This window comes from Citrobacter sp. W9 (genome assembly GCF_026719375.1).
In the GTDB taxonomy this organism is placed as follows: domain Bacteria; phylum Pseudomonadota; class Gammaproteobacteria; order Enterobacterales; family Enterobacteriaceae; genus Citrobacter; species Citrobacter werkmanii.
Window position 1 is genome coordinate 71,822 of sequence record NZ_JAPPTE010000001.1, and the last position, 26,187, is coordinate 98,008.

At 48.3% G+C, this 26,187-nt stretch carries 23 protein-coding genes, 1 tRNA gene and 1 pseudogene; 19 read left to right on the forward strand and 6 right to left on the reverse strand.

Annotated elements, in window-relative coordinates:
• The 3 genes from lafU to dinB all read left to right on the forward strand — a co-directional run bounded on the left by lafU (position 1) and on the right by dinB (position 2,820).
• Positions 1-999: a putative lateral flagellar export/assembly protein LafU gene (lafU, locus tag OOJ59_RS00395; protein WP_160956226.1), complete on the forward strand. Its 999-nt coding sequence runs from the start codon at positions 1-3 to the stop codon at positions 997-999.
• 57 nt (positions 1,000-1,056) lie between these two features.
• Complete coding sequence (locus OOJ59_RS00400) at positions 1,057-1,698, forward strand: DNA primase (protein ID WP_160956227.1); 642 nt, start codon at positions 1,057-1,059, stop codon at positions 1,696-1,698.
• A gap of 66 nt (positions 1,699-1,764) precedes the next feature.
• Positions 1,765-2,820 (forward strand): DNA polymerase IV, encoded by a 1,056-nt coding sequence (gene dinB, locus OOJ59_RS00405; RefSeq protein ID WP_038637679.1) that lies wholly within the window; start codon positions 1,765-1,767, stop codon positions 2,818-2,820.
• A gap of 101 nt (positions 2,821-2,921) precedes the next feature.
• Here the strand turns inward: dinB and pepD are convergent, their stop codons facing one another.
• On the reverse strand, positions 2,922-4,379 hold the full coding sequence (gene pepD / locus OOJ59_RS00410) for a cytosol nonspecific dipeptidase (RefSeq protein ID WP_087856472.1): 1,458 nt from the start codon (positions 4,377-4,379) through the stop codon (positions 2,922-2,924).
• 260 nt (positions 4,380-4,639) lie between these two features.
• On the opposite strand from pepD, the gene gpt reads away from it, so the two are divergent.
• The 3 genes from gpt to crl all read left to right on the forward strand — a co-directional run bounded on the left by gpt (position 4,640) and on the right by crl (position 6,902).
• Complete coding sequence (gene gpt / locus OOJ59_RS00415) at positions 4,640-5,098, forward strand: xanthine phosphoribosyltransferase (protein ID WP_038637683.1); 459 nt, start codon at positions 4,640-4,642, stop codon at positions 5,096-5,098.
• 100 nt (positions 5,099-5,198) lie between these two features.
• On the forward strand, positions 5,199-6,443 hold the full coding sequence (gene frsA, locus OOJ59_RS00420; RefSeq protein ID WP_038637686.1) for an esterase FrsA: 1,245 nt from the start codon (positions 5,199-5,201) through the stop codon (positions 6,441-6,443).
• Between the two features lie 57 nt (positions 6,444-6,500).
• Positions 6,501-6,902, forward strand: coding sequence for a sigma factor-binding protein Crl (gene crl / locus OOJ59_RS00425; protein ID WP_061383058.1), 402 nt, complete (start codon positions 6,501-6,503; stop codon positions 6,900-6,902).
• A 56-nt stretch (positions 6,903-6,958) separates the two neighbouring features.
• On the opposite strand, the gene phoE is transcribed toward crl, so the two are convergent.
• Complete coding sequence (phoE, locus tag OOJ59_RS00430) at positions 6,959-8,014, reverse strand: phosphoporin PhoE (RefSeq protein WP_042310379.1); 1,056 nt, start codon at positions 8,012-8,014, stop codon at positions 6,959-6,961.
• Positions 8,015-8,303: 289 nt separating this feature from the next.
• Between phoE and proB the strand changes: the two genes are divergently transcribed.
• From proB to OOJ59_RS00495, 13 genes and pseudogenes are all read left to right on the forward strand, one after another.
• Positions 8,304-9,407 carry a glutamate 5-kinase gene (gene proB / locus OOJ59_RS00435; protein ID WP_003031373.1) on the forward strand — a complete coding sequence of 368 codons (1,104 nt, stop codon included), beginning with the start codon at positions 8,304-8,306 and terminating at the stop codon, positions 9,405-9,407.
• Between the two features lie 11 nt (positions 9,408-9,418).
• Positions 9,419-10,669 carry a glutamate-5-semialdehyde dehydrogenase gene (gene proA / locus OOJ59_RS00440; protein WP_085047718.1) on the forward strand — a complete coding sequence of 417 codons (1,251 nt, stop codon included), beginning with the start codon at positions 9,419-9,421 and terminating at the stop codon, positions 10,667-10,669.
• Between the two features lie 279 nt (positions 10,670-10,948).
• Entirely contained in the window at positions 10,949-11,668 is a 720-nt protein-coding gene (locus OOJ59_RS00445) for a Crp/Fnr family transcriptional regulator (protein ID WP_069323872.1), read from the forward strand.
• Between the two features lie 596 nt (positions 11,669-12,264).
• Entirely contained in the window at positions 12,265-12,846 is a 582-nt protein-coding gene (gene ecpA / locus OOJ59_RS00450; protein ID WP_038637704.1) for a common pilus major fimbrillin subunit EcpA, read from the forward strand.
• 53 nt (positions 12,847-12,899) lie between these two features.
• Positions 12,900-13,577, forward strand: coding sequence for a hypothetical protein (locus OOJ59_RS00455; RefSeq protein WP_038637707.1), 678 nt, complete (start codon positions 12,900-12,902; stop codon positions 13,575-13,577).
• A 57-nt stretch (positions 13,578-13,634) separates the two neighbouring features.
• Complete coding sequence (locus tag OOJ59_RS00460; protein WP_085047774.1) at positions 13,635-16,127, forward strand: CS1-pili formation C-terminal domain-containing protein; 2,493 nt, start codon at positions 13,635-13,637, stop codon at positions 16,125-16,127.
• A gap of 4 nt (positions 16,128-16,131) precedes the next feature.
• Positions 16,132-17,748 carry a fimbrial protein gene (locus OOJ59_RS00465; RefSeq protein ID WP_160956305.1) on the forward strand — a complete coding sequence of 539 codons (1,617 nt, stop codon included), beginning with the start codon at positions 16,132-16,134 and terminating at the stop codon, positions 17,746-17,748.
• A pseudogene (locus OOJ59_RS00470) lies at positions 17,745-18,443 on the forward strand (molecular chaperone). Before OOJ59_RS00465 ends, OOJ59_RS00470 begins: the two are co-directional and overlap by 4 nt.
• A 141-nt stretch (positions 18,444-18,584) precedes the next feature.
• The gene (locus OOJ59_RS00475; protein ID WP_121528633.1) at positions 18,585-19,322 is read left to right on the forward strand and encodes a winged helix-turn-helix domain-containing protein; all 738 of its coding nucleotides are present in this window, start codon (positions 18,585-18,587) and stop codon (positions 19,320-19,322) included.
• On the forward strand, positions 19,297-19,767 hold the full coding sequence (locus tag OOJ59_RS00480) for a hypothetical protein (RefSeq protein WP_038637718.1): 471 nt from the start codon (positions 19,297-19,299) through the stop codon (positions 19,765-19,767). Before OOJ59_RS00475 ends, OOJ59_RS00480 begins: the two co-directional genes overlap by 26 nt.
• Positions 19,768-20,108: 341 nt before the next feature.
• Entirely contained in the window at positions 20,109-21,557 is a 1,449-nt protein-coding gene (locus tag OOJ59_RS00485; RefSeq protein WP_160956396.1) for an EAL domain-containing protein, read from the forward strand.
• A gap of 114 nt (positions 21,558-21,671) precedes the next feature.
• Positions 21,672-22,136, forward strand: a complete 465-nt coding sequence (locus tag OOJ59_RS00490) for a methyltransferase family protein (RefSeq protein WP_160956397.1) — start codon at positions 21,672-21,674, stop codon at positions 22,134-22,136.
• 203 nt (positions 22,137-22,339) lie between these two features.
• Positions 22,340-22,415: transfer RNA gene (locus tag OOJ59_RS00495), tRNA-Thr, on the forward strand.
• Between the two features lie 156 nt (positions 22,416-22,571).
• Here the strand turns inward: OOJ59_RS00495 and OOJ59_RS00500 are convergent.
• From OOJ59_RS00500 to nhaC, 4 genes are all read right to left on the reverse strand, one after another.
• The gene (locus OOJ59_RS00500; RefSeq protein ID WP_160956347.1) at positions 22,572-22,964 is read right to left on the reverse strand and encodes a VOC family protein; all 393 of its coding nucleotides are present in this window, start codon (positions 22,962-22,964) and stop codon (positions 22,572-22,574) included.
• Positions 22,965-22,995: 31 nt separating this feature from the next.
• Positions 22,996-23,250: a zinc ribbon domain-containing protein gene (locus tag OOJ59_RS00505; protein WP_038637880.1), complete on the reverse strand. Its 255-nt coding sequence runs from the start codon at positions 23,248-23,250 to the stop codon at positions 22,996-22,998.
• A 297-nt stretch (positions 23,251-23,547) separates the two neighbouring features.
• The gene (locus OOJ59_RS00510; RefSeq protein WP_121528634.1) at positions 23,548-24,720 is read right to left on the reverse strand and encodes a MalY/PatB family protein; all 1,173 of its coding nucleotides are present in this window, start codon (positions 24,718-24,720) and stop codon (positions 23,548-23,550) included.
• A gap of 12 nt (positions 24,721-24,732) precedes the next feature.
• On the reverse strand, positions 24,733-26,184 hold the full coding sequence (nhaC, locus tag OOJ59_RS00515; protein WP_038637884.1) for a Na+/H+ antiporter NhaC: 1,452 nt from the start codon (positions 26,182-26,184) through the stop codon (positions 24,733-24,735).
• Positions 26,185-26,187: the final 3 nt, after the last annotated feature.

Below are 26,187 nucleotides of genomic sequence, written 5' to 3' on the forward strand. Positions count from 1 at the left end.
ATGAGGAAGGGGCCAAATCGTCGCGATCGCGGCGCGAAAACCACCATTATCCGCCGACAAATTAAAAAGAACCATGCAGGCCATCATGGCGGGGCGTGGAAGGTCGCCTTTGCTGACTTTACGCTGGCGATGATGGCGCTGTTTATGACGCTGTGGATTGTGAACAGCGTCAGCAAGGCTGACCGCGAAAATATCGTGGCGGCGCTGCATGGCCAGTCAATCTTTAACGGTGGCGGTATGGCGCCGTTAAACAAGCTGGGCAAACTGCCGATAGCGCCAGGCGCGCAGAAGAAAAACGTCACGCGCAACAAGCTTGATAAAACCGAGAATCCACAGGAGACGGCGAGGATCACGGAAGAGAACGCTAAAAAGGCGCTGGATGTGAATGAGAAAACGGCGTTACTGAAACAAAAATCAGCCCAGGAGTTAGGCGAGCTGGCGACCGACATTAACGTCATTGCCCGCAAGGCGCATATGGAGACCAACCTTGAGATGGAGATTGTTCCTCAGGGGTTGCGCGTACTGATTAAAGATGATCAGAACCGTAATATGTTCGAACGCGGTAGCGCCAAAATTATGCCGTTCTTTAAATCGCTGCTGGTTGAGCTGGCCCCCGTGTTTGACTCGCTGGACAATAAGATCATCATCACCGGGCATACGGACGCGATAAGCTATAAGAGTAACATTTACAACAACTGGAACCTGTCAGGCGACCGCGCATTGTCTGCTCGACGCGTACTGGAAGATGCCGGAATGCCGCAGAATAAAGTTATGCAGGTCAGCGCAATGGCCGACCAAATGCTGCTGGATGCGAAAAATCCGGAAAGCGCCGGCAACCGTCGCATTGAGATCATGGTATTAACGCAAAGCGCTTCTGATACGCTGTATCAATATTTTGGCCAACACGGCGAGAAGGTCGTACAACCGCTGATTGATAAGCTGGACAAACAAAAGCAGGTGACTTCTTTACGTCAACATTCTGCTCCCGTCACTCATTAATTTGACTCCCGGTCCTCCACGCAACGTGGGGGGCAAATTATCCCGCAGGAAGGCAATGTGATAGATGTAACCCATATTATTCCATTGGATATTCATACTGATAACGTCACGGATGTGGCCTGTCAGGGCGCGCATTTCGACCAGATTTCAGGGATCTGGTATACCGAACCTCATGAGCTAAACGAGGCGCTTCGTGACTATGTCTACAACACCGACAGTTTTAACATCGTCGCGCCGTACTATCTGGTAATTACCTCGAAGATGCGCTGCTGGAACTGCCACCAGCATACCCATATTCACGGAGTGATGTTTACCCGGTTTATTAGAAAGGATCATGATGGCCAAGGCTGGCAATCTATTCGACGGAATACCTTTCTGTTTCATATTAATTCTCTGCCTGAAGAGATAAAAAAGAACATTAAGGCCAGCAATTACTATCTGGATAAAAGTAAAACCACCGGGCTACGTTACTGGATGAATCATTGTGAAATTTGTGGAGAGCGTCTGGGTGACTATGAGCTTTTCTGCGTTGAAAATGATGCATTTCGCCTGATGACGATCGAAAAATTGCTGCGGGCAAAGATTCGCAAAGTGAATAAGCTTTTTGTCAGTACGGCGGGTAATCCCGCAGAACATAAGACCACGGACATCGTACGTTACCTGTGCGATGCGCGCTTTGTCATGAATGGTCCAGCGTAAGGCATAATCAGACTTCTCACACCATAAAAATACTGTATACTTAAACAGTGTTATGGGAGGCGAGTCATGCGCAAAATCATACATGTTGATATGGACTGTTTTTTCGCGGCGGTGGAAATGCGTGATAATCCAGCCCTGCGCGACATTCCCATTGCTATCGGCGGCAGTCGTGAACGCCGGGGCGTTATCAGCACGGCCAATTACCCGGCGCGTAAATTTGGCGTACGTAGCGCAATGCCGACCGGAATGGCGTTAAAACTGTGCCCACATCTCACGTTATTGCCTGGTCGATACGAGGCTTATAAAGAAGCCTCCCGCCAGATTCAGGCGATCTTCTCCCGTTATACCTCGCTGATCGAACCTCTTTCGCTGGACGAAGCCTACCTGGATGTGACCGACAGTGCTCATTGTCACGGTTCCGCCACGCTGATAGCGCAGGAGATCCGCCAGACGATTTTCAACGAGTTACAGTTAACCGCCTCAGCCGGGATTGCGCCAGTTAAGTTTCTGGCAAAAATAGCCTCCGATCTCAATAAGCCCAACGGGCAATATGTCATTACCCCCGCTGATGTTCCCGAATTTCTCAGAACGTTGCCGCTAGGGAAAATACCCGGCGTAGGCAAAGTTTCTGCCGCTAAGCTGGAAGCGATGGGATTGCGTACCTGCGAGGATGTTCAAAAATACGACCTGGCCATGTTGCTCAAACGTTTTGGTAAGTTTGGTCGCGTGTTGTGGGAACGCAGCCAGGGCATTGATGAGCGGGATGTCAACAACGACAGACTGCGCAAATCTGTCGGCGTTGAGCGTACGCTGGCAGAAGATATTCATGAATGGGCTGAATGTGAGGAGATTATTGAGCGGCTATATCCCGAACTGGAACGACGTCTGGCAAAGGTAAAACCGGATCTGTTGATCGCCCGGCAGGGAATTAAACTCAAGTTTAATGATTTTCAGCAAACCACGCAGGAGCACGTCTGGCCGCGCTTAAGCAAAGATGACTTAATTGCAACAGCGCGCAAAACCTGGGATGAACGTCGGGGAGGGCGAGGCGTAAGGCTGGTGGGATTACACGTCACGCTGCTTGATCCACAGCTGGAAAGGCAACTGCTGCTGGGAATTTGACTCTGATGTATTGCCGGATGGCGGCGTAACCGCCTTATCCGGCCTACAAATCAGCGCGTAGGCCGGATAAGCGCAGCGCTATCCGGCTTTATTACAGAGACTTATTTCGCTGGAATCGACTTCAGTAGCTCGGTTAGCAGCGTCCAGTAGTGGCCGACGCTTTCAATATGAACCTGCTCATCCGGGGAGTGCGGACCGGTGATAGTTGGCCCGATGGAAACCATGTCCATATCCGGATACGGTTTCTTGAACAGTCCACATTCCAGACCGGCGTGGATAATCTGGATGTTCGGCGTTTTGTTGAACAGACGCTGATAGGTTTCGCGAACCAGGTGCATAACCGGAGAGTTAGCATCCGGCTGCCAGCCAGGATACGCACCTTTGGCTTCGGTTTTGGCACCGGCGAGCTTGCCCAGTGAATCCAGCATGCTTACCACGTAGTCTTTACCGCTGTCGATCAGCGAGCGAACCAGGCAGTGGATCTGTACATTATCGTCAGTCATGGTCACGACACCGACGTTCAGGGAGGTTTCCACCACGCCTTTCGCCACGTCGGAATTGCGGATCACGCCGTTCGGGGTGGCGTTCAGCAGACGAACAAAGCTATCGCGAGACGGCGTGGTCAGGGCGGCTTTATCGTTGGCGACAGCATCCAGAAGCAGAGCCAGATTCTTCTCTTTGGCTTCCAGTTCGTTTTTCAGGATGTCCTGGTAAGTGTTAACCAGTGCTTTTAGCGCATCAACTTTATCTGCGGCCACGGCGAGGGTCGCAAAGGCTTCACGCGGGATCGCGTTACGCAGCGTACCGCCGTTGAAATCGACCAGACGCAGATCCAGCTCTTCAGCGTGACCCGCCAGGAAGCGTACCAGCAGCTTGTTAGCGTTACCGAGACCAACGTGGATTTCGCCGCCGGAGTGACCGCCTTTCAGACCTTTTAAGGTCAGCTTAAAGCTCTGGAAACCAGCCGGAACCGCCTCACGGGACAGCGGCAGGTTTGAGGTAAAGTCGATACCCCCTGCGCAGCCCATGTAGATCTCACCTTCTTCTTCAGAGTCGGTGTTGATCAGGATATCTGCCTGCAGCCAGTTTGCCTGCAAACCGAACGCGCCATCCATACCCGCTTCTTCGGTCATGGTCAGCAACACTTCCAGCGGACCGTGTACCACATTGTCATCCGCCAGTACGGCCAGCGCGGACGCCATACCGATACCGTTATCCGCGCCCAGCGTGGTGCCACGGGCTTTCACCCATTCGCCATCAATATAAGGCTGGATAGGATCTTTGGTGAAGTCGTGCACGGTGTCGTTGTTTTTCTGCGGAACCATATCCAGGTGCGCCTGCAGAACGACCGGTTTGCGGTTTTCCATGCCTGCAGTGGCAGGTTTGCGAATCAGGATATTACCGACCTGGTCGCGCTCGACGTGAAAACCTTTCTCCTGGGCCCAGCTCAGAATGTGTTCAGCGAGCTGCTCTTCATGGTAGGACGGGTGAGGAATAGAACAGATTTTGGCAAAAATATCCCACAGCGGTTGCGGGGATAACTGAGACAGTTCAGACACGTTGAGTCTCCTTGGCGGTGTCCTACAAAACTTGCTTGCAGTCCACGGGGTTAGCTGAATTAAAAACACCACAAGTCAGGCTTGCGCGATGCGATTGAGAATACCACTTTCTCCGCCGACGGCTAGCATAAAGCATGCAAAAAGAGGCGCGGATTCCGCGAAACACTGGTTTTTAGTGCGTCAGATCTCTATAATCTCGCGCAACCTGATTCACCCTCAATTATTAATTAGCCGTAGATACACAGGCTGGGACACTTCACATGAGCGAAAAATACGTCGTCACCTGGGACATGTTGCAGATCCATGCACGTAAACTGGCAAGCCGCTTGATGCCTTCTGAACAATGGAAAGGCATTATTGCCGTTAGCCGTGGTGGTCTGGTGCCGGGCGCATTGCTGGCGCGTGAATTGGGTATTCGTCATGTCGATACCGTATGCATCTCCAGCTACGATCACGACAACCAGCGCGAGCTGAAAGTGCTTAAGCGTGCTGAAGGCGACGGTGAAGGTTTTATCGTCATCGACGACCTGGTTGACACCGGCGGCACCGCGGTTGCGATCCGCGAAATGTATCCTAAAGCGCATTTCGTCACTATTTTCGCTAAGCCGGCAGGTCGTCCGCTGGTAAATGATTATATTGTTGATATCCCTCAGGATACCTGGATTGAGCAGCCGTGGGATATGGGCGTAGTGTTTGTCCCGCCGATCTCTGGTCGCTAATCAACAGCGCTTTCAACGCCTGGCTTTGCCGGGCGTTGTTCTTTATTAATCCCCATCAGGTTACACTATGCCTTAATGAGTATTCATGGAGGCTGCAAGAATGTCACAAGCTAACCTCAGCGAAGTCCTGTTCAAACCCCGCTTCAAACACCCTGAAACGTCTACGCTGGTTCGTCGTTTTAATCACGGCGCGCAGCCGTCCGTACAATCTGCCCTGGATGGCAAAACAATCCCGCACTGGTATCGCATGGTGAATCGTCTGATGTGGATCTGGCGCGGCATCGATCCGCGTGAAATCCTCGAAGTACAGGCGCGTATCGTGATGAGTGAAGCCGAACGTACGGATAAAGAGCTCTACGATACGGTCATTGGCTATCGTGGCGGGAACTGGATCTATGAGTGGGCAAAGCAGGCGATGGAATGGCAACAGAAAGCGTCTATGGAGGAGGATCCGCAGTTGAGCGGACGCCACTGGCTGCATGCCTCTACGCTGTACAACATTGCCGCTTATCCGCACCTGAAAGGCGATGAGCTGGCAGAGCAGGCGCAGGCTCTGGCTAATCGCGCCTATGAAGAAGCCGCTCAACGGCTGCCGGGCACGCTGCGTGAGATGGAATTTGCGGTCGCTGGCGGCGCGCCGATAACCGGCTTCCTGCATATGCCAAAAGGCGATGGTCCGTTCCCGACGGTACTGATGTGCGGCGGTCTCGATTCCATGCAAACGGACTACTACACGCTGTATGAGCGCTACTTTGCTCCGCGCGGTATTGCCATGTTGACGCTGGATATGCCGTCGGTCGGATTCTCATCAAAATGGAAACTGACTCAGGATTCCAGCCTGCTGCATCAGCATGTATTAAAGGCGCTGCCTAATGTCCCGTGGGTGGATCACACCCGCGTGGCGGCCTTCGGTTTCCGTTTTGGCGCTAACGTAGCGGTACGCCTGGCGTATCTGGAGTCGTCACGGCTGAAGGCGGTGGCCTGCCTGGGACCGGTTGTGCATGCGCTGCTGAGTGACCCGCAGCGTCAGGCAAGCGTCCCGGAAATGTATCTTGACGTTCTGGCCAGCCGCCTGGGGATGCACGACGCTTCCGATGAAGCGCTGCGCGTTGAGCTTAATCGCTATTCATTAAAAGTGCAGGGACTGCTCGGTCGACGCTGCCCGACGCCAATGCTGTCTGGGTTCTGGAAAAATGACCCGTTTAGCCCGGAAGAGGAGTCGCGTTTAATCACCTCGTCATCTTCTGACGGTAAGCTGCTGGAGATTCCATTCAATCCGGTGTATCGCAATTTTGACAAAGGACTGCAAGAAATAACCAAGTGGATCAATCAGAGATTGTGTTAAAAGTTTGCTAAATTTTATCGATTTGGTAAAACAGGAGCTTCACCTAAGGAGATCGTAATGACGTTACCGAGTGGGCATCCGAAAAGTAGATTGATCAAGAAATTCACCGCGCTTGGCCCGTACATCCGGGAAGGACAGTGCGAAGATAATCGCTTTTTTTTCGATTGTTTGGCTGTTTGCGTCAACGTGAAACCCGCCCCTGAGAAACGCGAGTTCTGGGGCTGGTGGATGGAGCTTGAGGCGCAGGAAAAACGCTTTACCTACAGCTATCAGTTTGGTTTGTTTGATAAAGATGGCAACTGGACGGCGGTGCCGGTGAAAGAGACTGAAGTGGTAGAGCGACTGGAATACACCTTACGTGAGTTTCATGAAAAATTACGTGGGTTGTTAACGTCGCTGGATTTGGCGCTGGAGCCTGCTGACGATTTTAAAGATGAGCCGGTTAAATTAACCGCATAATGAACAGTAAAATGCCGGATGGCGGCGCAACCCCATCCGGCATTTTTTATCCTAAATCAGAACTGATAAACCATACCGACGGCAACGATATCATCATCGTTGATGCCCAGTTTATTGTCGCTATCCAGCTGGTTGATTTTATAATCGACAAACGCGGACATATTTTTGTTGAAATAATACGTGGCGCCAACGTCGATATAATTCACCAGATCCTCATTGCCGACGCCTTCAATATCTTTACCTTTTGACAGCACATAACCCAGTGACGGACGCAGACCAAAGTCAAATTGGTACTGAACAACCGCTTCGAAGTTCTGTGTTTTATTGGCGAATCCGCCGGAAATCGGCGTCATATTGCGCGTTTCAGAATAGAACGTCGCAATATAGATATCGTTAGCATCATATTTTAAACCTGTTGCCCAGGCTTCTGCTTTATCGCCCGTACCGCGAGTTTGCAGATTCTGCTGATTGGTACGATCGGAGTTGGTATAAGCGCCGCTTACGGCGAAATCGCTACCGCCAAAGTCATAGGTAACGGATGTACCAAAACCATCGCCGTTCTGTTTTTTCACATCGCGGTCCTGATTTTTACCCTGATATTGCAGGGTGAGATCCAGGCCATCCACGACGCCGAAGAAATCGGTGTTACGGTAAGTCGCCAGGCCGCTGGCGCGTTTGGTCATAAAGTTATCGGTCTGTGCAGAAGAATCGCCGCCGAACTCCGGGAACATATCAGTCCACGCTTCTACATCGTACAGCGCGCCCAGGTTACGACCATAATCAAACGAGCCAAGATTTTTTAATTTCAGACCGGCAAAGGCCAGACGTGTTTTTTGCTGGTTGGAATCACTTTCAGCTTTATTGCCTGCGAACTCTGCTTCCCAGCGACCATAACCCGTCAGTTCATCATTAATTTGCGTTTCGCCCTTAAAACCTAAACGGATATAGCTTTGGTCGCCGTCCTTGCTGTCATAATCCGTCATGTAATGCATGGCTTTAACTTTGCCATACAGATCCAGTTTATTACCGTTCTTGTTATACACTTCAGCTGCCTGTACGGATGCCGACGCCACAATCCCCATCACCACTAATGCCAGAGTGCTCTTTTTCATTTTCATTCCTGATTAAAAGTACGCGCTAATATTCACTGGGTGTGATCCCCGTTAAAAGACAGGAAGGTTTTTAACGTCTGGCAATGAACGTTTTATGACAAAGTAAGAATATTTTTAAAAAAGAGTGTTTTTATGTTTCTGTAATAAATGCGTCAAAATCTGCCGCTACGCTTGCTGATCCTGCGCAATAAAATTTCATGCTTTGTGCGCTGGCTGTTGGCAACCGGGGCCAGTCCTGCTAAAACGTTCGTTTGATATCATTTTCCCCAATTTTGAATGGCAGAGAATCATGAGTGACAGCCAGACGCTGGTGGTAAAACTTGGCACCAGTGTGTTAACGGGCGGATCGCGCCGCCTGAACCGCGCCCATATAGTAGAACTGGTTCGCCAGTGCGCGCAGCTTCATGCCGCAGGGCATCGTATTGTTATCGTTACCTCAGGCGCGATCGCCGCCGGGCGTGAGCATCTTGGTTACCCTGAGCTTCCGGCGACGATAGCCTCGAAACAGCTGTTGGCGGCGGTAGGGCAGAGCCGATTGATTCAACTGTGGGAACAGCTGTTCTCTATTTACGGTATCCATATCGGGCAGATGCTGCTGACGCGTGCGGATATGGAAGACCGCGAGCGCTTCCTCAATGCCCGCGATACGTTACGCGCGCTGCTGGACAACAACATCGTTCCTGTCATCAATGAGAATGACGCGGTGGCGACCGCCGAAATTAAAGTCGGCGATAATGACAATCTCTCGGCGCTGGCGGCAATTCTGGCCGGAGCCGATAAGCTACTGTTGCTGACCGATCAGCAAGGACTTTTCACCGCCGATCCGCGCACCAATCCGCAGGCGGAGCTGATCAAAGACGTTCACGGTATTGACGATGCGTTGCGCGCCATTGCCGGCGACAGCGTTTCTGGCCTGGGAACGGGTGGTATGGGCACGAAATTGCAGGCCGCTGATGTCGCGTGCCGCGCAGGGATTGACACCATCATTGCCGCAGGCAGCAAGCCAGGCGTGATTGGCGATGTGATGGAAGGCGTTTCCGTTGGAACGCGTTTTCATGCTCAGGCCTCTCCACTGGAAAACCGTAAACGCTGGATTTTCGGCGCGCCGCCTGCCGGGGAAATTACCGTCGATGAGGGCGCGACCGCAGCGATTCTGGAACGTGGCAGTTCATTACTGCCAAAAGGCATTAAAAGCGTGACAGGCAACTTTTCTCGTGGTGAAGTGATTCGTATCTGCAATCTCGAAGGGCGCGATATCGCCCACGGCGTGACCCGCTATAACAGCGACGCGCTCCGCCGTATTGCCGGACACCACTCACAGCAGATTGACACCATCCTCGGCTATGAATACGGCCCGGTTGCTGTCCATCGCGACGACATGATTACCCGTTAAGGAACAGGCATATGCTGGAACAAATGGGCATTGCTGCCAAAGCTGCGTCATACAAGCTGGCGCTGCTCTCCAGCCGCGAAAAAAATCGCGTGCTGGAAAAAATAGCCGATGAGCTGGAAGCGCAAAGGGAAAGTATCCTTAGCGCTAACAAGCAGGATGTAGAACAGGCGCGTGAAAATGGTCTGAGCGAAGCAATGCTCGACCGCCTGGCATTGACCCCTGCGCGTCTGAAAGCGATTGCTGACGACGTGCGTCAGGTGTGTAATCTTGCTGACCCTGTCGGGCAGGTGATTGACGGGGGCCTGCTGGATAGCGGACTGCGTCTTGAGCGTCGTCGCGTCCCGTTGGGCGTGATTGGCGTGATTTATGAAGCGCGTCCTAACGTTACCGTTGATGTTGCCTCCCTGTGCCTGAAAACCGGTAATGCGGCGATCCTGCGCGGCGGGAAAGAGACTTACCGGACTAACGCTGCGACCGTGGCGGTGATCCAAAAGGCGCTGGAAGCCTGCGGTTTACCCGCAGCAGCGGTGCAGTCAATCGACAATCCGGATCGCGCGCTGGTCGCTGAAATGCTGCGTATGGATAAGTACATCGATATGCTGATCCCGCGCGGTGGCGCGGGCCTGCACAAGCTGTGCCGCGAGCAGTCGACTATCCCGGTCATCACCGGCGGCATTGGCGTGTGTCATATTTATGTGGATGATTCTGCTGAAATCGCGCCAGCGCTGAAGATTATCGTCAATGCCAAAACCCAGCGTCCGAGCACCTGCAATACCGTGGAGACCTTGCTGGTGCATCAGGATATCGCTGAGCGTTTCCTGCCTGCGTTAAGCGACAAGATGGCGGAAAGCGGTGTTACGCTGCACGGCGACGAAATCGTGATGCAGGTACTGCATGGCCCGGCCAAACTGGTGCCGCTGAAACCGGAAGAGCTCGATAACGAGTTTCTGTCTTTGGATCTGAACGTTGTGGTGGTCGAAAATATGGATGGCGCTATCGCGCACATTCGCGAACACGGTACCCAACACTCCGACGCTATCCTGACGCGCACGCTCAGCAACGCCAACCGTTTCGTGAATGAAGTTGATTCTTCTGCCGTATACGTGAATGCTTCCACCCGTTTTACCGATGGCGCCCAGTTTGGACTGGGGGCTGAAGTGGCGGTGAGTACGCAAAAACTGCACGCGCGTGGCCCAATGGGACTTGAAGCATTGACCACATACAAGTGGATTGGCTTCGGAGATGATACCATTCGCGCGTAATTGAAACCGGGTGATGCAAAACAGGCGTTTGATTCGCAAGGCCAGTAATGCATCGCCCGGTTTGTTTTAACCTTCTTCGCCATACCCGCGTTCGTTTGAGCTCTGCGTTTTTAATCATCCGCAGCAGACTATATTTATTCATATTCTCGTTTGTGCCAGAAAAGTGAGCCAGCACAGAATTTTCCCTGTCTGGAATGAATTTTCCTGGTCTGCGGTTCACGTATTGTTCCCAACGCTTGTTCTATTAGAATCAGTCTCATTTTTATGAGGAGTTGTTGCGTGAAATCGGATATTCACAAACTTAGTATTCCTGTTGTGCCGCTCGGCAATCCGTTCCCACCCCGCCATTGTTCGCTGTGTCCAAAGGGAACGGCTATTGATCGTGATAATGAGTACAAGTTAATAGACAAAAGAAGGAAGTTTAAAGCCGGTGAGATTCTCGCTCGGCAGGATGAAGCCGCAGAGATGCTTTTTGTGATTCATGAGGGGTATTGCAAGTCCAGCGTGGAATGTGGCGATAACGTTTTTATCAGCCGCTTTTATGTTCCAGGGGATATCATGGCGCTGGATGCTGTCGAAGGGAGAACGTATCTGACCACCATCAGGGCAGCAACGACTGCGGAAGTTTGCCATATCGACATCGCGCGGTTGTTCAAGGTCGCAGAGAAGGATCCTTCAGTTGCCGCAGCAGTCATCAAGTTTCTGTGCAGAGATAATGGGTTCATTGTTGAGAAATTGCGGCGTTATGCGAATAAACACGCGGAGGCCAGAATCGCCGCTTTCCTGGTGGAGTTTTACGAGATGCATTTGCGTATTGGCAGACCGGAAACGACGCTTCGATTGCCTTTTTCCCGGGAAGAAATTGCCAGTTATCTCGATCTTAAAATTGAAACCGTCAGCCGTTCATTAAAATCACTCGAACAACAAGATTTGATTACCTTACATCGTGTACGTACGGTAACACTTAATAGTTATCTCGGTTTGAAAAGCTTCATCTAATTCTCGCTTTTATGAATATGATTTTTTTCTTGCAATACCAGGAATATTCTTTTTATATGGAAAATTCCTGGTTTTATTTGTGTGAAATAATTATCAATTCGAGTATTAATCCTCCAGATTTTTGCTTTGTTTATAAGAATATTCCCCTTCAAACGAAAGTTTTATGAGAATTTTCTTGTGAAGATGAAAATTTATCAAAGTTGTAACAAATAGTCAGCATTTTAGAAAAGATATAAATATTTTAATTATCTTTATGTTTTGTAAGGATTTTATTAGGGTTTTATTTGTATGACCTTTTTGATATTTATCAAAAACATAAAAAAGATGAATTGTTTGGTTCGACTTATTTGTGTGGTTAATAATTCTGAAATGCGGCTTATTTTGAGTAAATATATCTTGGGAAAGTTCCTGGAAGACTATTTGTGTAAGAAAATTCTTAGTCTTTTGTAATTTCTGCGTTTCAGGGTTTGTTGAGATGTTACTTAATTCAAATGATAATTTTTTTGCGCGGCAATTCTGGCTCGCAATTAATGGAACCGCTGGAGTGACTTAATAATAAGACTCGGTGGTGAGTTTGTTCTTAGGAGAAGATAAAAATGAAAAAACTATTATTAGTAACCTCTCTGGCTTCTGTATTTGTTGCGGCAAATGCAATGGCAGATGTTACTGCTTCTGCAACTGCCTCGTGGGATGCGACGGCAACAAAAGATACCACCAGCATGTTGGTTGTCACCCCGCTAAACTCTTTGACTTTCCAGTATGCTGAAGGACTGAATGCCTTCAACTCTCAGGACGGTGCTTTTGATGTGACTATTCAGGGCCAGGAGACGGCAACTGATTTTGAGCTGACTGCGCAGATCATTAGCAACACTCTGACCAACGCCAGTGGTGATGCATCTACCCTGAACGTAGGAGTGGCATGGAATGGCACCGCGCTGACTAAGTCTTCAGATACTGTCCTGGTCAACTCCAGCTCGACTTCTGGTCTTGAAAGCCTGATGGCTGATGGCGCTTATAACGGTGCTGCTCGTGTCAGCGATCAATCCAACTTCAAATTCACCATCACGTCAGCGACTTCTGATGGTACCCAGGCAGTAACGGATTACTCTGCCCTGCCAGACGGCTATTGGACTGGTGATGTAAAAGTACAGTTCAATGCAACCTGGACGACTACCTAAGTAATAAAAAATTCGGGAGAATTTTATCTCCCGAATTTATCAGGAATGGTGTCATGAAAAAATATTTACCGACAGCGATGTTGGTAGGGTTAGTAGTATCTTTTCCCGGATGGGCAATTAATGTTGGTGAAATTACATCGATAATGACTTCTGCTGAGAGTTCATTATCGAAAGAAATTACCAATACGACTGATGCGGCGCGTTATGTCAGTGTTTCGGTAAAACAATTGTCATCACCTTTAGCTGGCGGAGTCGAAATAAAGCCTGTTAATTCCGGAGAGTTACTTTCTACACCTGCCAACCTTATTCTTCCTGGTCAGGCGAAGGATGTATTTCGCTTTTTCTATAAAGGACCAGCAGATGATGTTGAGCGTTATTATCGTCTGCAATGGATTGATGAACCGGTTACCGAGAGCGCGGAAACCCGGGCCAATAAAATGGCGGTTGCAACAGCGTCGGCTGAAATTGGAACTATTTTGGTGGTTGCGCCGAGAAAGGAGCGTTTTGAATATAACCGAAATGGCGATGTTATTACCAATACTGGCAATGTTTCGTTTCGAGTGATCGCCTATGGCACGTGTAAAGAGAAGGCCCGCGATCGAGGACGAGGCTGTCGCGAACGTTATTACATTATGCCAGGTACGAAAATAAAATTACAGTTTACCGATATTAATAATAGCCGTTCACGGATCGGTATCTGGCACGGTAAGCAGTTTATTACAGTGAAGTGATGGTCGATTGCAGCCATCTGTACGGGATAAATAAAATACCGGAATGTAAGGATGCATATGACAACAAAAAACATTGTCGGCGGTAGCTTTTGCCTTTTTCTTGCGCTGACACCAGGATTTTCACATGCAGCCCCAGTAAAAGTGGGTAATTACGTTATTCCCAGCGCTTTCGCCCGTTCACTGGAGCAGGGAATGACGGTACCGGTATATATTCGCTACAACGAGACTGACGAGAAAAGTCAGCAAAAAATTGCCGATGCGGTAATTTCGCTTGTTGATGGCAATATTACCGTTAAATCCCTGACGCTTACTGAATTACCTAATAATGCCGTGTTATCTGGAAAAACCCGCGCATTGGTGGAAAAAATTCGTGATGTGAAGTTTCACGATAATACCAATATCGAGCTATCGGCTAATGCACGCCTGCAGCTTAACGTCTCTTCATTTCATCTGGAGATGATTGTTAGTAAAGATGCGCTAACTGAAGCGATTGTCGCACGCAGCAGTCTGCTTGGGCCTTCCAGTGTGGAGACGCTCTCCAATGTCCTGAATTATAACTTTGGTACCTACTACAACGATTATCACAACGGCAGCAGTACTCGCAGCTATCTGACGGTAGACAATACAACATCGCTGCGTGAGCACCATATCAACATTAACGGTTCGTTTTACGGTATAGGCGACAGCAATGGCACCAGCAAACTCTATCGGGCGATGTATGAGCGCGATTATAACGGGTATCGACTGGCGCTTGGGATGCTTGACACCTGGAATGTCCAGTCTATTGCCAGCCTGAATGCGCTGAACGGCGGTAAAATTTACGGTGTGAGCTATGGAAATAAAGGAAGTACGGTTGTTGAAAATACCGCGCTTTCGCTCACGCCGATTACCGTATTTTTGCCAGCCGCTGGCGAGGTTCATGTCTTTCGTGACGGGCGATTGCTCAGCGTGCAGAACTTTAATATGGGCAGCTATGAAATTGATACCAGTCGTTTCCCGTATGGAGTTTATGACGTCACGGTAGATATCGTGGTCAATGGCCGGACAATTAATAGTCGCATCAGCAGGGTAAATAAAATCTTTGCCCGCCAACAAGCAGCCGGAATTGATCAGCTCTCGTGGCAGTTTTTTGGCGGCTCACTGGATTATGATCGTGTGAGCTATAAGCGAAACCATTATCAGGATTTGGGCAGCGAGCAGACATGGATTGCTGGCGGGGCCGCATCGGTAACGCTGGCGGTATTGTCGGGACTGGGCCTGAAATCCACGCTCTACGGTTTTGACAACAATGCGGTTAATGAAACGGATGTCACGCTCAATGTAAATGAATACGTAAGCATTGGCACTCAGACGCTGGTAGCGAACGATTCGTCATGGCGAAACATCAGTAACATTAATCTCAATGTGCCTGAGGGGTATGGCTCTCTCTGGGCATCTCGTGAAGACAGTAAAATTGGCGATCGTTTGCCCGTGCAGGAACGTGACAATTATTCCATTGGCGGCACGCTGAATATCGGAAAGTTTATTCCTCATGGCGGTTCGCTCACCGTTAGCCAGACGGAGAATCGCTATTCAGGCAATAAATACCGTAACCTGGACTACAGCACGACCCTTTATTCAGGCAGATATGCCTCGGTTGGACTGCGTGCAGGGATCCAGCGTTATTACTACAACAACCGAAATGACGATGGGCGACAGGAACGTTATGTCAGCCTGGATTTATCGTTGCCGTTGGCTTCCTGGTTGAGCATGGGGGTCTCCCGGGATCGCTATGGCAGCACCCAGGGGAATATCAGCGCGCGTAAGCAGTATACTGAAGGCCCCATTAAATCAGTCGGCCTGGCGGCGTCAACCCGTCTGAGTGGTGAACAATATTACGACAACAACTATTCGATAAACGGCAATTTGAGTTATGACACGAAATATAACGCCGGTACCGTATCGGTCACGCGTTCCGCGGATAACTCCACCAATATGAACTTCTCTTCTCAAGGCTCTCTGGCGTGGGCTGGGAAAGACTTCGGTCTGAGTAAAGAGAGGCAACGGTCAGGTGTCATCGTGAAAACAGATTTGACCGGTGAGGGTAAACTGGCGGCGAAGATTAACAATCGTAATTATCTTCTCAGCGGTAAATCAAATTTCATTGCACTGCCGCCCTATGCCCAGTACAAGCTGGAAATTCTCAATGATAAAAACTCTGAGGACAGCTTCGATATTGTTTCAGGACGCAAGCAGGAACTGACGCTATATCCGGGTAACGTTGGTGTTATTAACCCTGAAGTGAAAAGCATGGTCACCGTGTTTGGGCGTATTCGTTACCCTGATGGGCAGTTAGCTGCAAATACCGATATTCATAACCACATCGGGAAAACACGTACCGATGAAAAGGGTGAGTTTGCTATCGATATTGATAAAAAATATCCGGTCATCACGCTAATTTCAGCCAATGGCAGCGTTTGTGAAGCCGATCTCGATCTGGAAAAAGCACGCGGCGCGGCGTGGGTGGGTGAGGTGAAATGCGCAACGCAAACCACTATGGCACAGAGGTAATAAAATGAAAGTATTAAATAAGTTGGCTATTTTTATCTGTGCTGTGGGAAGCTTTACGCCTTTGCCTGTTTTAGCTTTGAAGGCCTCCTCGTCCGGCTCAGTCAGCAATAATTATTTGTTTATTGAAAATGCTATCGATGGTGAATATTTTATTACCCCATCGGCACTTGATCCGCGCTTCAGCGGGTCAAATACGTGGATAAAATACGGTACCTCGCAGGTCAGTCTCGGATATTTAGGTTTTGTGGGCTGGACTGCACCCGGAAATTATTATCAGGATATGTGGATTGATAATTCCCCGATTAATGGGCCTTTCCGGGGAATACGTTGTTATAGTGGAACCCAGTGTCCATCGACCGGGTTTATTGCCGGGCAAGGAACTGACAATAACGGGTTTTATCATGCACAGGTGGGCTCTGTCGCAGGCGTTGTTGGCGGAGCCTACGGATTCGCCTCTCTGACGGATACTGCCTATGAGTATTTTCGCAATGTGTCTACCGGTAGCAGCGAAACCTACGTATTCAACCGCTGTTATACGTCTGTAAATTATGATTATTCTTCCGGACAGCGTTGCAAAGACCAGTCGACCGGATCATGGAATTACGTTAATTATACGTTGACCAAACGCGGGCATCTGTCGCTTGAATCGACTAATGCGTTTCAGGAACTTTGGGTTGCCAGCGACGGAACGCCGAGCATCACCAAAGACTCTGGTTATTGTGAGCTTGGCGTGGTGGGCGGCACAGACGGTGTGATTTGCAAGATGGTGAGTTATAACCTGCAACAAACGGCTAATCTGACCCCCTCTCTGACGTTTCGCGCTTATGTTGACACGGCGATGCTTGGTTTTACGCCCGGAGCGGCCACCGTGAGATACTCCGGGAATGGCTCAAACTGGTATAACTATGGTTCTTCAACAGCGTATTACAACGTTTTCACCACGTCCGGGGAGTATATTTATATTTTTCTGTCGAAAGTATTTCTGAAAAATCTCGTCGATTCAGGGATCAGTATTACTAACAGTCAGCCGTTTACTTTCGGTTTTTATAATGGCTTAACACCAGAGTCAGGGCACTACCAGTTTACCCCTTCGTTACAGCTCAATATTGTGCCGAAGGAGTATGGAATCAGTATTGTCTCTTCGGACAACACAGCTTCTGCGAGCGGCAGTGGCACGATTGGCGATGCCGCTCCTATAGAAATGGATTACACCGTAACCGTCTCAGGCCCTCGTCAGGCCGATAGCATTACCGCCCAGGTTATCGGGGATAGTACAACGATCAATAGTGTGCCTTATTGCCTGTTTACCTCTACGCAAGGCGGGCTATCCGTCCCAATCCCCGCCTTTCTGCAGTACAACAGCCAGTCGGGGGGCGTAGTGCAGAAACGAAATAGCTGCAGTGAAGCACCAGTCAGCATGAGCGATGCGCAGTGGCAACAGACGCCCTGGGACGCCAATAACAATGACGATGGAAGCTATTATACGACTGATTTGAAGTTGCTTTTCCCCATGAATGATTCACGTTCGCTGTTAACCGTTTCCGGAGCAGACTGGGAAGGTGTCGTCAGCGCCAGCGGAGAGATAAAAGTGACGGCGAATTGGGTGGGCGTCACACCATGAATCGCTACCATTTCGCACTTAGATGGGCATTTGTCTTTTTTTGTGGGCTGACTGCATGCTCTGCACAGGCTGTCTACCTGGAGTCGACCATCTATGAGATGCCATCGGATAAATCATTTATCAGTAAGCGAATCTATAACGATAGCCACAAACAGAATTTGTACAGTATTAGCGCCGTAAAAATTGATAAGCCGGGGCCGGGAGGTGAAAACAGAAGCGCCATTGCTGAAGGCGAACTTCTGTTTACACCGCTGAATTTCTCACTGGCACCGCAGGCGAGTGAGTTTTTTAAGATTTTCTACCGTGGACCGCAGGATGATAAGGAGCGTTATTATAGAATTCTGTTTCGTGAAATGCCGATCACGCTGTTTACCGAGCGTAATCAAGGAAAAGGCGGACAGGCTCTCCCGGTGATCGCTATGGACACTATACTGGTTGTTCGCCCGAGAAAAATAAATCTGACCTACACCATTGATGAGGCTAACGGAACGCTGAAAAACACCGGGAATACTTTTTTTAAAATCATCGTACACCAGGGGTGCAACTCAACCGATGATGAAGCCACCATGCGTTATGTGTTGCCGGGGGAAACCTGGCGTAGTAGCCAACTAAAAACATAAAACAGAAAATTTATAGTTGCCTTGCAGAAATACCTACCCGTGGGGCAGGGGTGCTTCAAACTCAATCGTGAGTAAGTATTGAATCTGATCGGATATGTCATGATGAGATATTGAATCTATACTGTATGTATCTTTATAAAATACAGTCATAAGCTCAGAGTAGATGAAATTTTGGCCATCCGAACTCAATATTACGGTATTTAAGAGTCAGGTTGTATGAAAAGTATAATTAATGATCAGGTTGAGTACGATTCCACCAGGAAAAGCCTGAAACATGGCGATACTACAATAATTCTTTCGCCGTCTACAGCGAGACTACTTGATTTACTCATTACTCATAAAAATCAACAGCTCCACCGCGAATTTATCATTGAGGAAGTATGGGAAAAGCATGGCATGGTGCCATCCGGCCATAGTCTTAATAAAAGTATAAGTGTCTTACGAAAAGCATTTAGCGAGTTGGGGGCGGAGAACCCCATTGAAACATTGCCCAGACAGGGATTTTTGTTCCATGCTGCGGTCCGTGACGCATCGACATCCTCCAGTGAGGATCAAGACAGGCGCTTGGTACCTAAAACGGAAATGGCAGTTCCATCAAGAAAAGTGAAATACGTAAAAATTTTTGTTCTCATTTTATTAATCGCTTTAATCGCAAGCACTTTTTTTATCGTGAAGACTTTTAATACAGGTACCAGGAATTTTATCTACATCAGGACAGTAGGTGATTGTGAACTTTATACTGCAGATGACAATAATGCTGATAAAACGAAAGCATTCTTATCCTCTGATATGTGGCGAAAAGTAAATTCGGTTTGTCATAGCGGTAAGAAAACAATAGTTTTCTATGATGATAATAATTTATCAGCAAGCAATTCTCTTAAAGAGAACTTTCTTGGAGTTTGTTCGCTAGATAAACGAGGTGCTGCGCATGAATGCGAAAACTATATTTATTAGTGGGGTGATCCTCCTTGCAGCGATAACAGTATATTTTTATCTTCATCTGCAACCTGAGACGCTGACTTGTTCTGCTAAAAATTATCTGCATCTGGAAGCTCAAACTCAGGGGGTGAAAATTGAAGGTGAAGTCCTTCTTGTCTTCCGGATATCTTCCGCCACCGAAGGGCGAGTATCTCAGGTAGGAAGTCTTGTCATTCAGGGCAAACATTATGCCGTAGATCGTAATGTCGTCCTGAAATTTATTGGTAAAGATCACGATGGATACCGACAGACTCGCCGCGTGGCTATTGTTAAAAATAAAAATGATAATGTCCCTGATGAAATTACTGAGCTGCTTATGTCACGGCAGGATATTTTCTATTATAAGGTTGTCCGTATCGCCGGAAATGTTTATGGGATAAGAGATTTGCGACGTACGCTTATGGTTTGTCGGGCTGCTTAACAGAGTTGATATATTGTATTACAAATTTTTTTAGTTACATATGTTGTTGTTTTGCTTTTTTGTGGTTTTATGTTTTGTCTTGTTGTGAAAGTGAGTAAATTTATTTGTTCTGATTAGAAAATGGGAATTTTCCTTTTTCAATATTTTAAATGGCCTTACTATTTGACGGGGATATTCATATGGACAGTTGTAATCATAAATTCCTAACCTGTGTAATATGACTTATGGAAAAAGTTAACTCACGCACCGCCTTATAATTATTGGAGGTCGAAGGTGTTGTATATGCTCTCGTGCATAAAACGAGGGACCTGCTATGCCATAAATTAAAGTTGGTGATAACTATGAATGTGAAAAAGGCTTTTCTTCTCAGTTATGATATTTTCCTTTTCTCAGGGTTAAAAGCGTCTTTGCCAAATTTAGTACTGGTTGATGCGCGCACATATATTTCTGGAGCGCAACCCGTCATACCACAATATCCATCCTGTGTGTTGGTTATTGATAATCGACTGCCATTATTCCTGATCAGGAAGTGGCTCCAGAGAAATAGTGCACAGTTCATTAATATGAGCTGTATTGTTCTTCGGATGAGTGAAAACCAGGCTGTTAATCGAGGGTATGAAGAGTTTGTTTTTATTAATGGATGGGAATTATCAGAGAAGGTGATCTCTCAGTTAAAAGATTATTTATTGGCACCTGGTGAGATAGCCGAAATCAACAGAGGTTCACCACTATTTACTTTTTATTTAACCGAGTTTGAGGAAGAAATGTTGTATGCTTCTTTCACTAAAGAAAGATTGCACGATTTTTGTATTGCCAACTCGCTGACAATTAAGTCAGTATATCGATATCGGGAAAAAATTACCACTCGGCTCGGATTTTCTCATTTCAATGAAACAATCATTTTTTTAACCAGGAATAATTTCTTGCGTGAAGACAGTTCACCGCTAAGAAATACAGCGGAGAATATGATTTACGATGAGGTGTATGATGTTTCAGATACTAGTCGACTGAGCATGGCAATAAGGAATGAAGAAATCATTCCTTATTTTCAACCCATAGTAAATACCAGTGGTGATGTTTGCGGCGTTGAGGTTTTGGCTCGTTGGCCACAGGGGCATAACTACGCTATTTCTCAGCGTGAGTTTATTCCATTGGCAGAAAAAAGTGGGTTGATTAATGAGTTGACCAGCTATTTAATGACCGTCGTTGCGCGTGATTTCGTCGGCGGAGGTGTAGGGATCAACAACACTTTATTTGTCTCATTTAATGTCAGCCCATCAGGTTTAAGTAACCCTGTCTTTTATTGGGAATGCCTTAACTTTATGGAAATGACGCAAAAATTACCCATAAAACTGATGATAGAAATAACTGAAAATCAGACGCTTACAATCACTCCAGCAATCAAAGAGCTTATTCGTTCATTACGAAACAGAGGCGTTCTGTTTGCTTTAGATGATTTTGGGACCGGTTACGCTAACCTCTGTTATCTCAATGAGTTAGACCTGGATGTAATCAAGATTGATAAAACATTCATTAAGGCTATTAAAGAGGTTGAGCAACATATTCCTATGCTTGAGTCAATTATTCATCTTTCCGGGCTTTTAGGGCTACGCGTAGTGGCGGAGGGCGTTGAACATGACTTTCAACAGCAATGGCTGGAAAAACAGAGAGTTGATTACCTGCAAGGCTATCAATTTTTACCGCCAGTGACATTTAGTGATTTTATCCGGTATTACGAGCACTCTGTTAGTTTGTATGAACCTGTATCTGGTTCAACTTTCTCAACCTAGATCTCAAGAAGGTTTGCTGTTCTGAGCGATGCATCGTTTGTTTGTTTATCCTAAAAGGGTTATTCATAACTGTATTAATGTTCAATACAAAAGTTTTGAGGTTAGCCCTTCGCCATGCGTACATTTCTGACAAAAGTAAGAGTATGGTTTCCGCCACCGCTCATCTTAGTATTATTTCTTGTCATGGATGCGTTGATGACGACCCCGCGTTTTACGTTCGGTGCGGTGAATATCGTCGTAAGCATATTGCTGGCCTGCGTTAGTCTGGCGGTAGCACTGCATACCGCGTGGCAGATGAGGATGAAACGCACGACGCTGAACCCGCTTCATACGGAAAGAACGACCACGCTTGTTACCGAAGGTTGTTACGCCTGGAGCCGCAACCCTATTTACCTTGGAATGAGCGGACTCCAGTTGGCCTTCGCTTTCTACGTCGGCAGCCTCGCCGGGATACTGGCTGTACCATTATTTATGCTGGTGATAGCCAGATTGCATATCGATTTTGAAGAAGAACAGCTGCGAAAACATTTCGGGCCGGAATGGGAACGCTATGAGCAACGGGTTCGTCGTTGGTTATAGAATTGTCTGATGCAATAACGCGCTATCGCGAACACGGAAAGCGCTGAGCGCGTTCCGCCGTAGCTGGTGATGACACGATTCGTGCGTAATTGAATCCGGGTGATGCAAAAATAGGCGTTTGATTCACAAGGCCATTGACGCATCGCCCGGTTAGTTTTAACCTTCTACCCCGTGTTCACATTTGTGGACATGTCCTTTTCAGGGCCGATATAGCTCAGTTGGTAGAGCAGCGCATTCGTAATGCGAAGGTCGGAGGTTCGACTCCTCTTATCGGCACCATTTCAAGCCAGGACGTCCTCCGGCCTTTAAGAAAACCACGTTTCTCCTCTCGCGCCGCACGCATACTTTTCGACTCGGGGTAAAGATTTGAACTGCTTTTGGGTTCTATGCCTGTCGAGTTCACACCGATAGCAGAATTGCCGGATAAAGACTCCTTCAGGCTACGTTCGCGTAATAGATAAACGCGAGCTTGTTGCCGTCCGGATCGCGTACGTAGGCGCTGTAAAATCCCTGACCATACTGCGGCCTATGACCCGGTGCGCCTTCATCTGTGCCGCCCAGACTGAGCGCGAGGGTGTGTAACTGCTCAATATGCTCGACGGAACGTGCATTCAGCGCCACCATCGTGCCATTACCAACGCTGGCAGGTTGTCGATCTAAGGGGCTGCCGATGCACAGCCCAACGGTGTGGTTGCCGTTGAATGTTCCCCACGACGCACCTTCTTCATTACGCCCGGCCTGCGGTTGCCCAAGCAGTTCCATTAGCGGATCGTAAAACTGAATGGCGCGTGGGAGATTGTTGGTACCTAACATAATGTAAGAAAACATACTGTCCCTCATATTCATGATGCCAGGAGGCTCAGTGGTTATCCGCCTTATGCGCCCAGGCGGGCATCGCTGTAAGATAACGCTTAGCACGTATACGCGCCTCTTCCGGGCCGACCTTTTGCCATGAGTCGAGAAACGCCGCCAGACCTGCAACGGCTTCATCCCAGGATTTCAAATTACCGTCGGCATCACTACACCAGGTGCAATATTGATTGCTGGCAACGTTGGCATCACTACCGGAGATTGGCATTCCGCAGGCCTGGCAAAACCGTTCATGCTCTGTCATACAACGTTCCTTTTGTTAGAGGGGTGGTTAATAAATATACACCCAATGACGAGAGAACTTAGGGGGCTAGATCAATTGTTGAGCGCTCGCGACAACCCGCAAGGGGGCGCTGACCGCACTGCCGGATATCGAAACGCTGAATGCTTTTATTACGCAATGTCATCTACCGGACGACGAAATAAAAGACCTTTAAGCATGATATCGGCGAGCTAAGTAATTTTAGCTCTCTATGATTTTGTGAATGTCCCCGCATCCTCATCGGATGGCGGGGATTTTTACTTTATTTTTGCAGGAAGATTAAACTGTAATACGCTTCAACCCCGCTATCGCTTTTTCGAGGTAGGCGCGTGGACATCCCATGTTCAGGCGAATAAAACCTTTGCCAGCCGAACCAAAGCTATTTCCCATTGAAGGCGCAATACCGGCAACATCAAGCATAACCCCTTTGAGTTGCTCATCATCCAGTCCAAGCGCTTTGCAATCGATCCACAGCAGATACGTACCCTGGGAAGGAACAAGCCGAGCCCACGGGAGATATTCATTAATCTGTTGAATAAACCAGCGTCGATTTTCAGCCAGATAATCGAGTAACTCGTCTAACCAGGGCGCGCCATGCTGCCATGCTGCCGTACTTGCCTCGACGGATAGCGCATTGAACACATCCAGCCCATGGGCATCCAGACGGCGTAAAAAGTGTTCACGCAATGCCGGTGCCGGTATCAGAAAATTAGCAATGCGTAGTGTCGACAAACCAAACGTTTTACTGGCGGAGGTGGCAGAGATAACGCGCGAATGCCAGCGCGCTCCCAGATGCAGAACTGAAGTAAATTTTTTCCCTGGCAGTAATAAATCAGCCCATATTTCATCAGACAGCAACGTAACATTATAGGTCTCACATAAGGTGAGTAACTGTTCCAGCTCCTGCGCAGACCAACAACGGCCAGTTGGGTTATGCGGATTACATAAAATCATCAACGGTGGGCGTTCAGTCCGGAATAACATTTCCAGGTGCACAAAATCCATTTGATAACCCGTAACCGGATCCTCAGATAATGGGTTTTCCAGGAGCTGCCTGCCGTTCAGAGTGATAATTTTGGCGAATGACCCGTAGTACGGCCCCTGAACGACCACGCCTTCACCGGGTTGACTCAGCATTTGCACCAGTAGAGATAACCCCGGAACGACGCCTTCAATGCTGCAGACCCATTCCTGCTTTATTTCCAGTTGATGGCGGGTGGAGAACCATGAGTTTAATGAATCAAAGTAACTTTGTGGGCGTTCGCTGTAACCAAAAATGCCGTGCCCGACGCGGAGTGTTAAAGCCTCCTGAACGGCAGGGGGGCAAGCAAAGTCAAAGTCAGAAACCCACATTGGCAACAGTTCATGTGTATCTTCGCCGAAATATCGCGTCATAAAGTCCCATTTCAGCGAACCGGTATTGTGGCGATCGATAACCTTATTAAAATCCATTACATGCTCTCCCTATTCTGTTGCCGTAATTTTTTTAGCTGTACCTGCCGCTGATGGCGCTTTTGCGATACCGATTCCTGTAAAACCATAAATCAAGGCGAAGAAGATTGCGGCATAGCACTGAATTGCCCATGGCAGTAAATCCAGCGTGCTCACGCCTAATGTCGTTGCCATATAGACTCCGGCAGAGGTCCACGGCAATAGCGGTTCAATAACTGTGCCCGCATCTTCAATAGTGCGGGATAGATTTTTAGTATCCAGTCCCATACGACGGTAAGCGTCTTTAAATAATTCAGCTGGAACCAGAAGAGCGAGTTTGCCGTCGCTTGTCGCACCTGTCACCAGAATGGTGGTTCCAATGGTCGCCGCAATTAGCTGACCGACACTGTGAATGACGGTCAACAGGCGGTTAATAAGAATGTTGAGCGCCCCCGTTAACGTTAAAGCCCCGGCAAAAGAGAATGCGCAAAATACCAGAAGGATAGTGCTCATCATTGAGAACATTCCACCACGGTTAAGCAGGCGTGGTACATCCGCAATAATGCCCTCGCTCCCTTGCGGGAACATCGTAATATTAAAGCCATCGATAAAGGCATCCAGTCCTTGCTTGATGCTAAGTCCCTGCATCACAACGCCCAGAATCAGGGCTAATACGCACGCGCTCAGCATTAAAGGAATGACCGGTTTTTTACGAATCGCCCCCCATAAAACGATTACTGGCGGCAAAATCAGAATGATATTGAAGTGGTACAGCGACTCCAGTGCGTTGACAATATCGGTCACCCGTTGTGGCGTGGCGACCTCGCCCAGCATATTGCTGTGGCCCGCAATTAAATAAACCACGGCTGCAAGCAGAAAGCTGGGAATTGTGGTCCACAATAAGTGCTGAATATGCTCGAAAAGGGTAGTATCTGCGACAATGGCCGCAAAGTTAGTTGAGTCTGACAGAGGCGATATCTTGTCGCCGAAGTAAGCACCTGAAACAACGGCTCCCGCAGCCGCTGCCATCGAGACATCCAGTCCGGCGGCAACCCCCATCAATGCTACGCCCACCGTTCCGGCTGAACCCCAGGAGGTTCCGGTACATACCGATACGACGCTGGTCAAAAAGAAGGCGGCGATGAGAATGTATTCGGGGCTGATGAGTTTAAGTCCCCAGTACACCATATAAGGGATGGTGCCGCTAAACATCCATGTTCCAATCAGGCCGCCAACGCAGATAAGAATCATAATAACCGGCATTGCTTTGGCGAGTTTATCGACCACCGAATTAATGATGTCTTCCCAGCAATACCCTTGCCACCAGGCCATCCCTGCGGCGACAGCGGCAGAGCACAGTAACAAAGGTTCAATGCGTAACCCCATAATGCCGTAGCCAATAATTAATAGCAGGAGCATGGCTAAAATAGGGATCGCTGCCAGTCCAAATGAGAGCGTTTTTTTCTGATTTTGAGAGGCATTCATTCA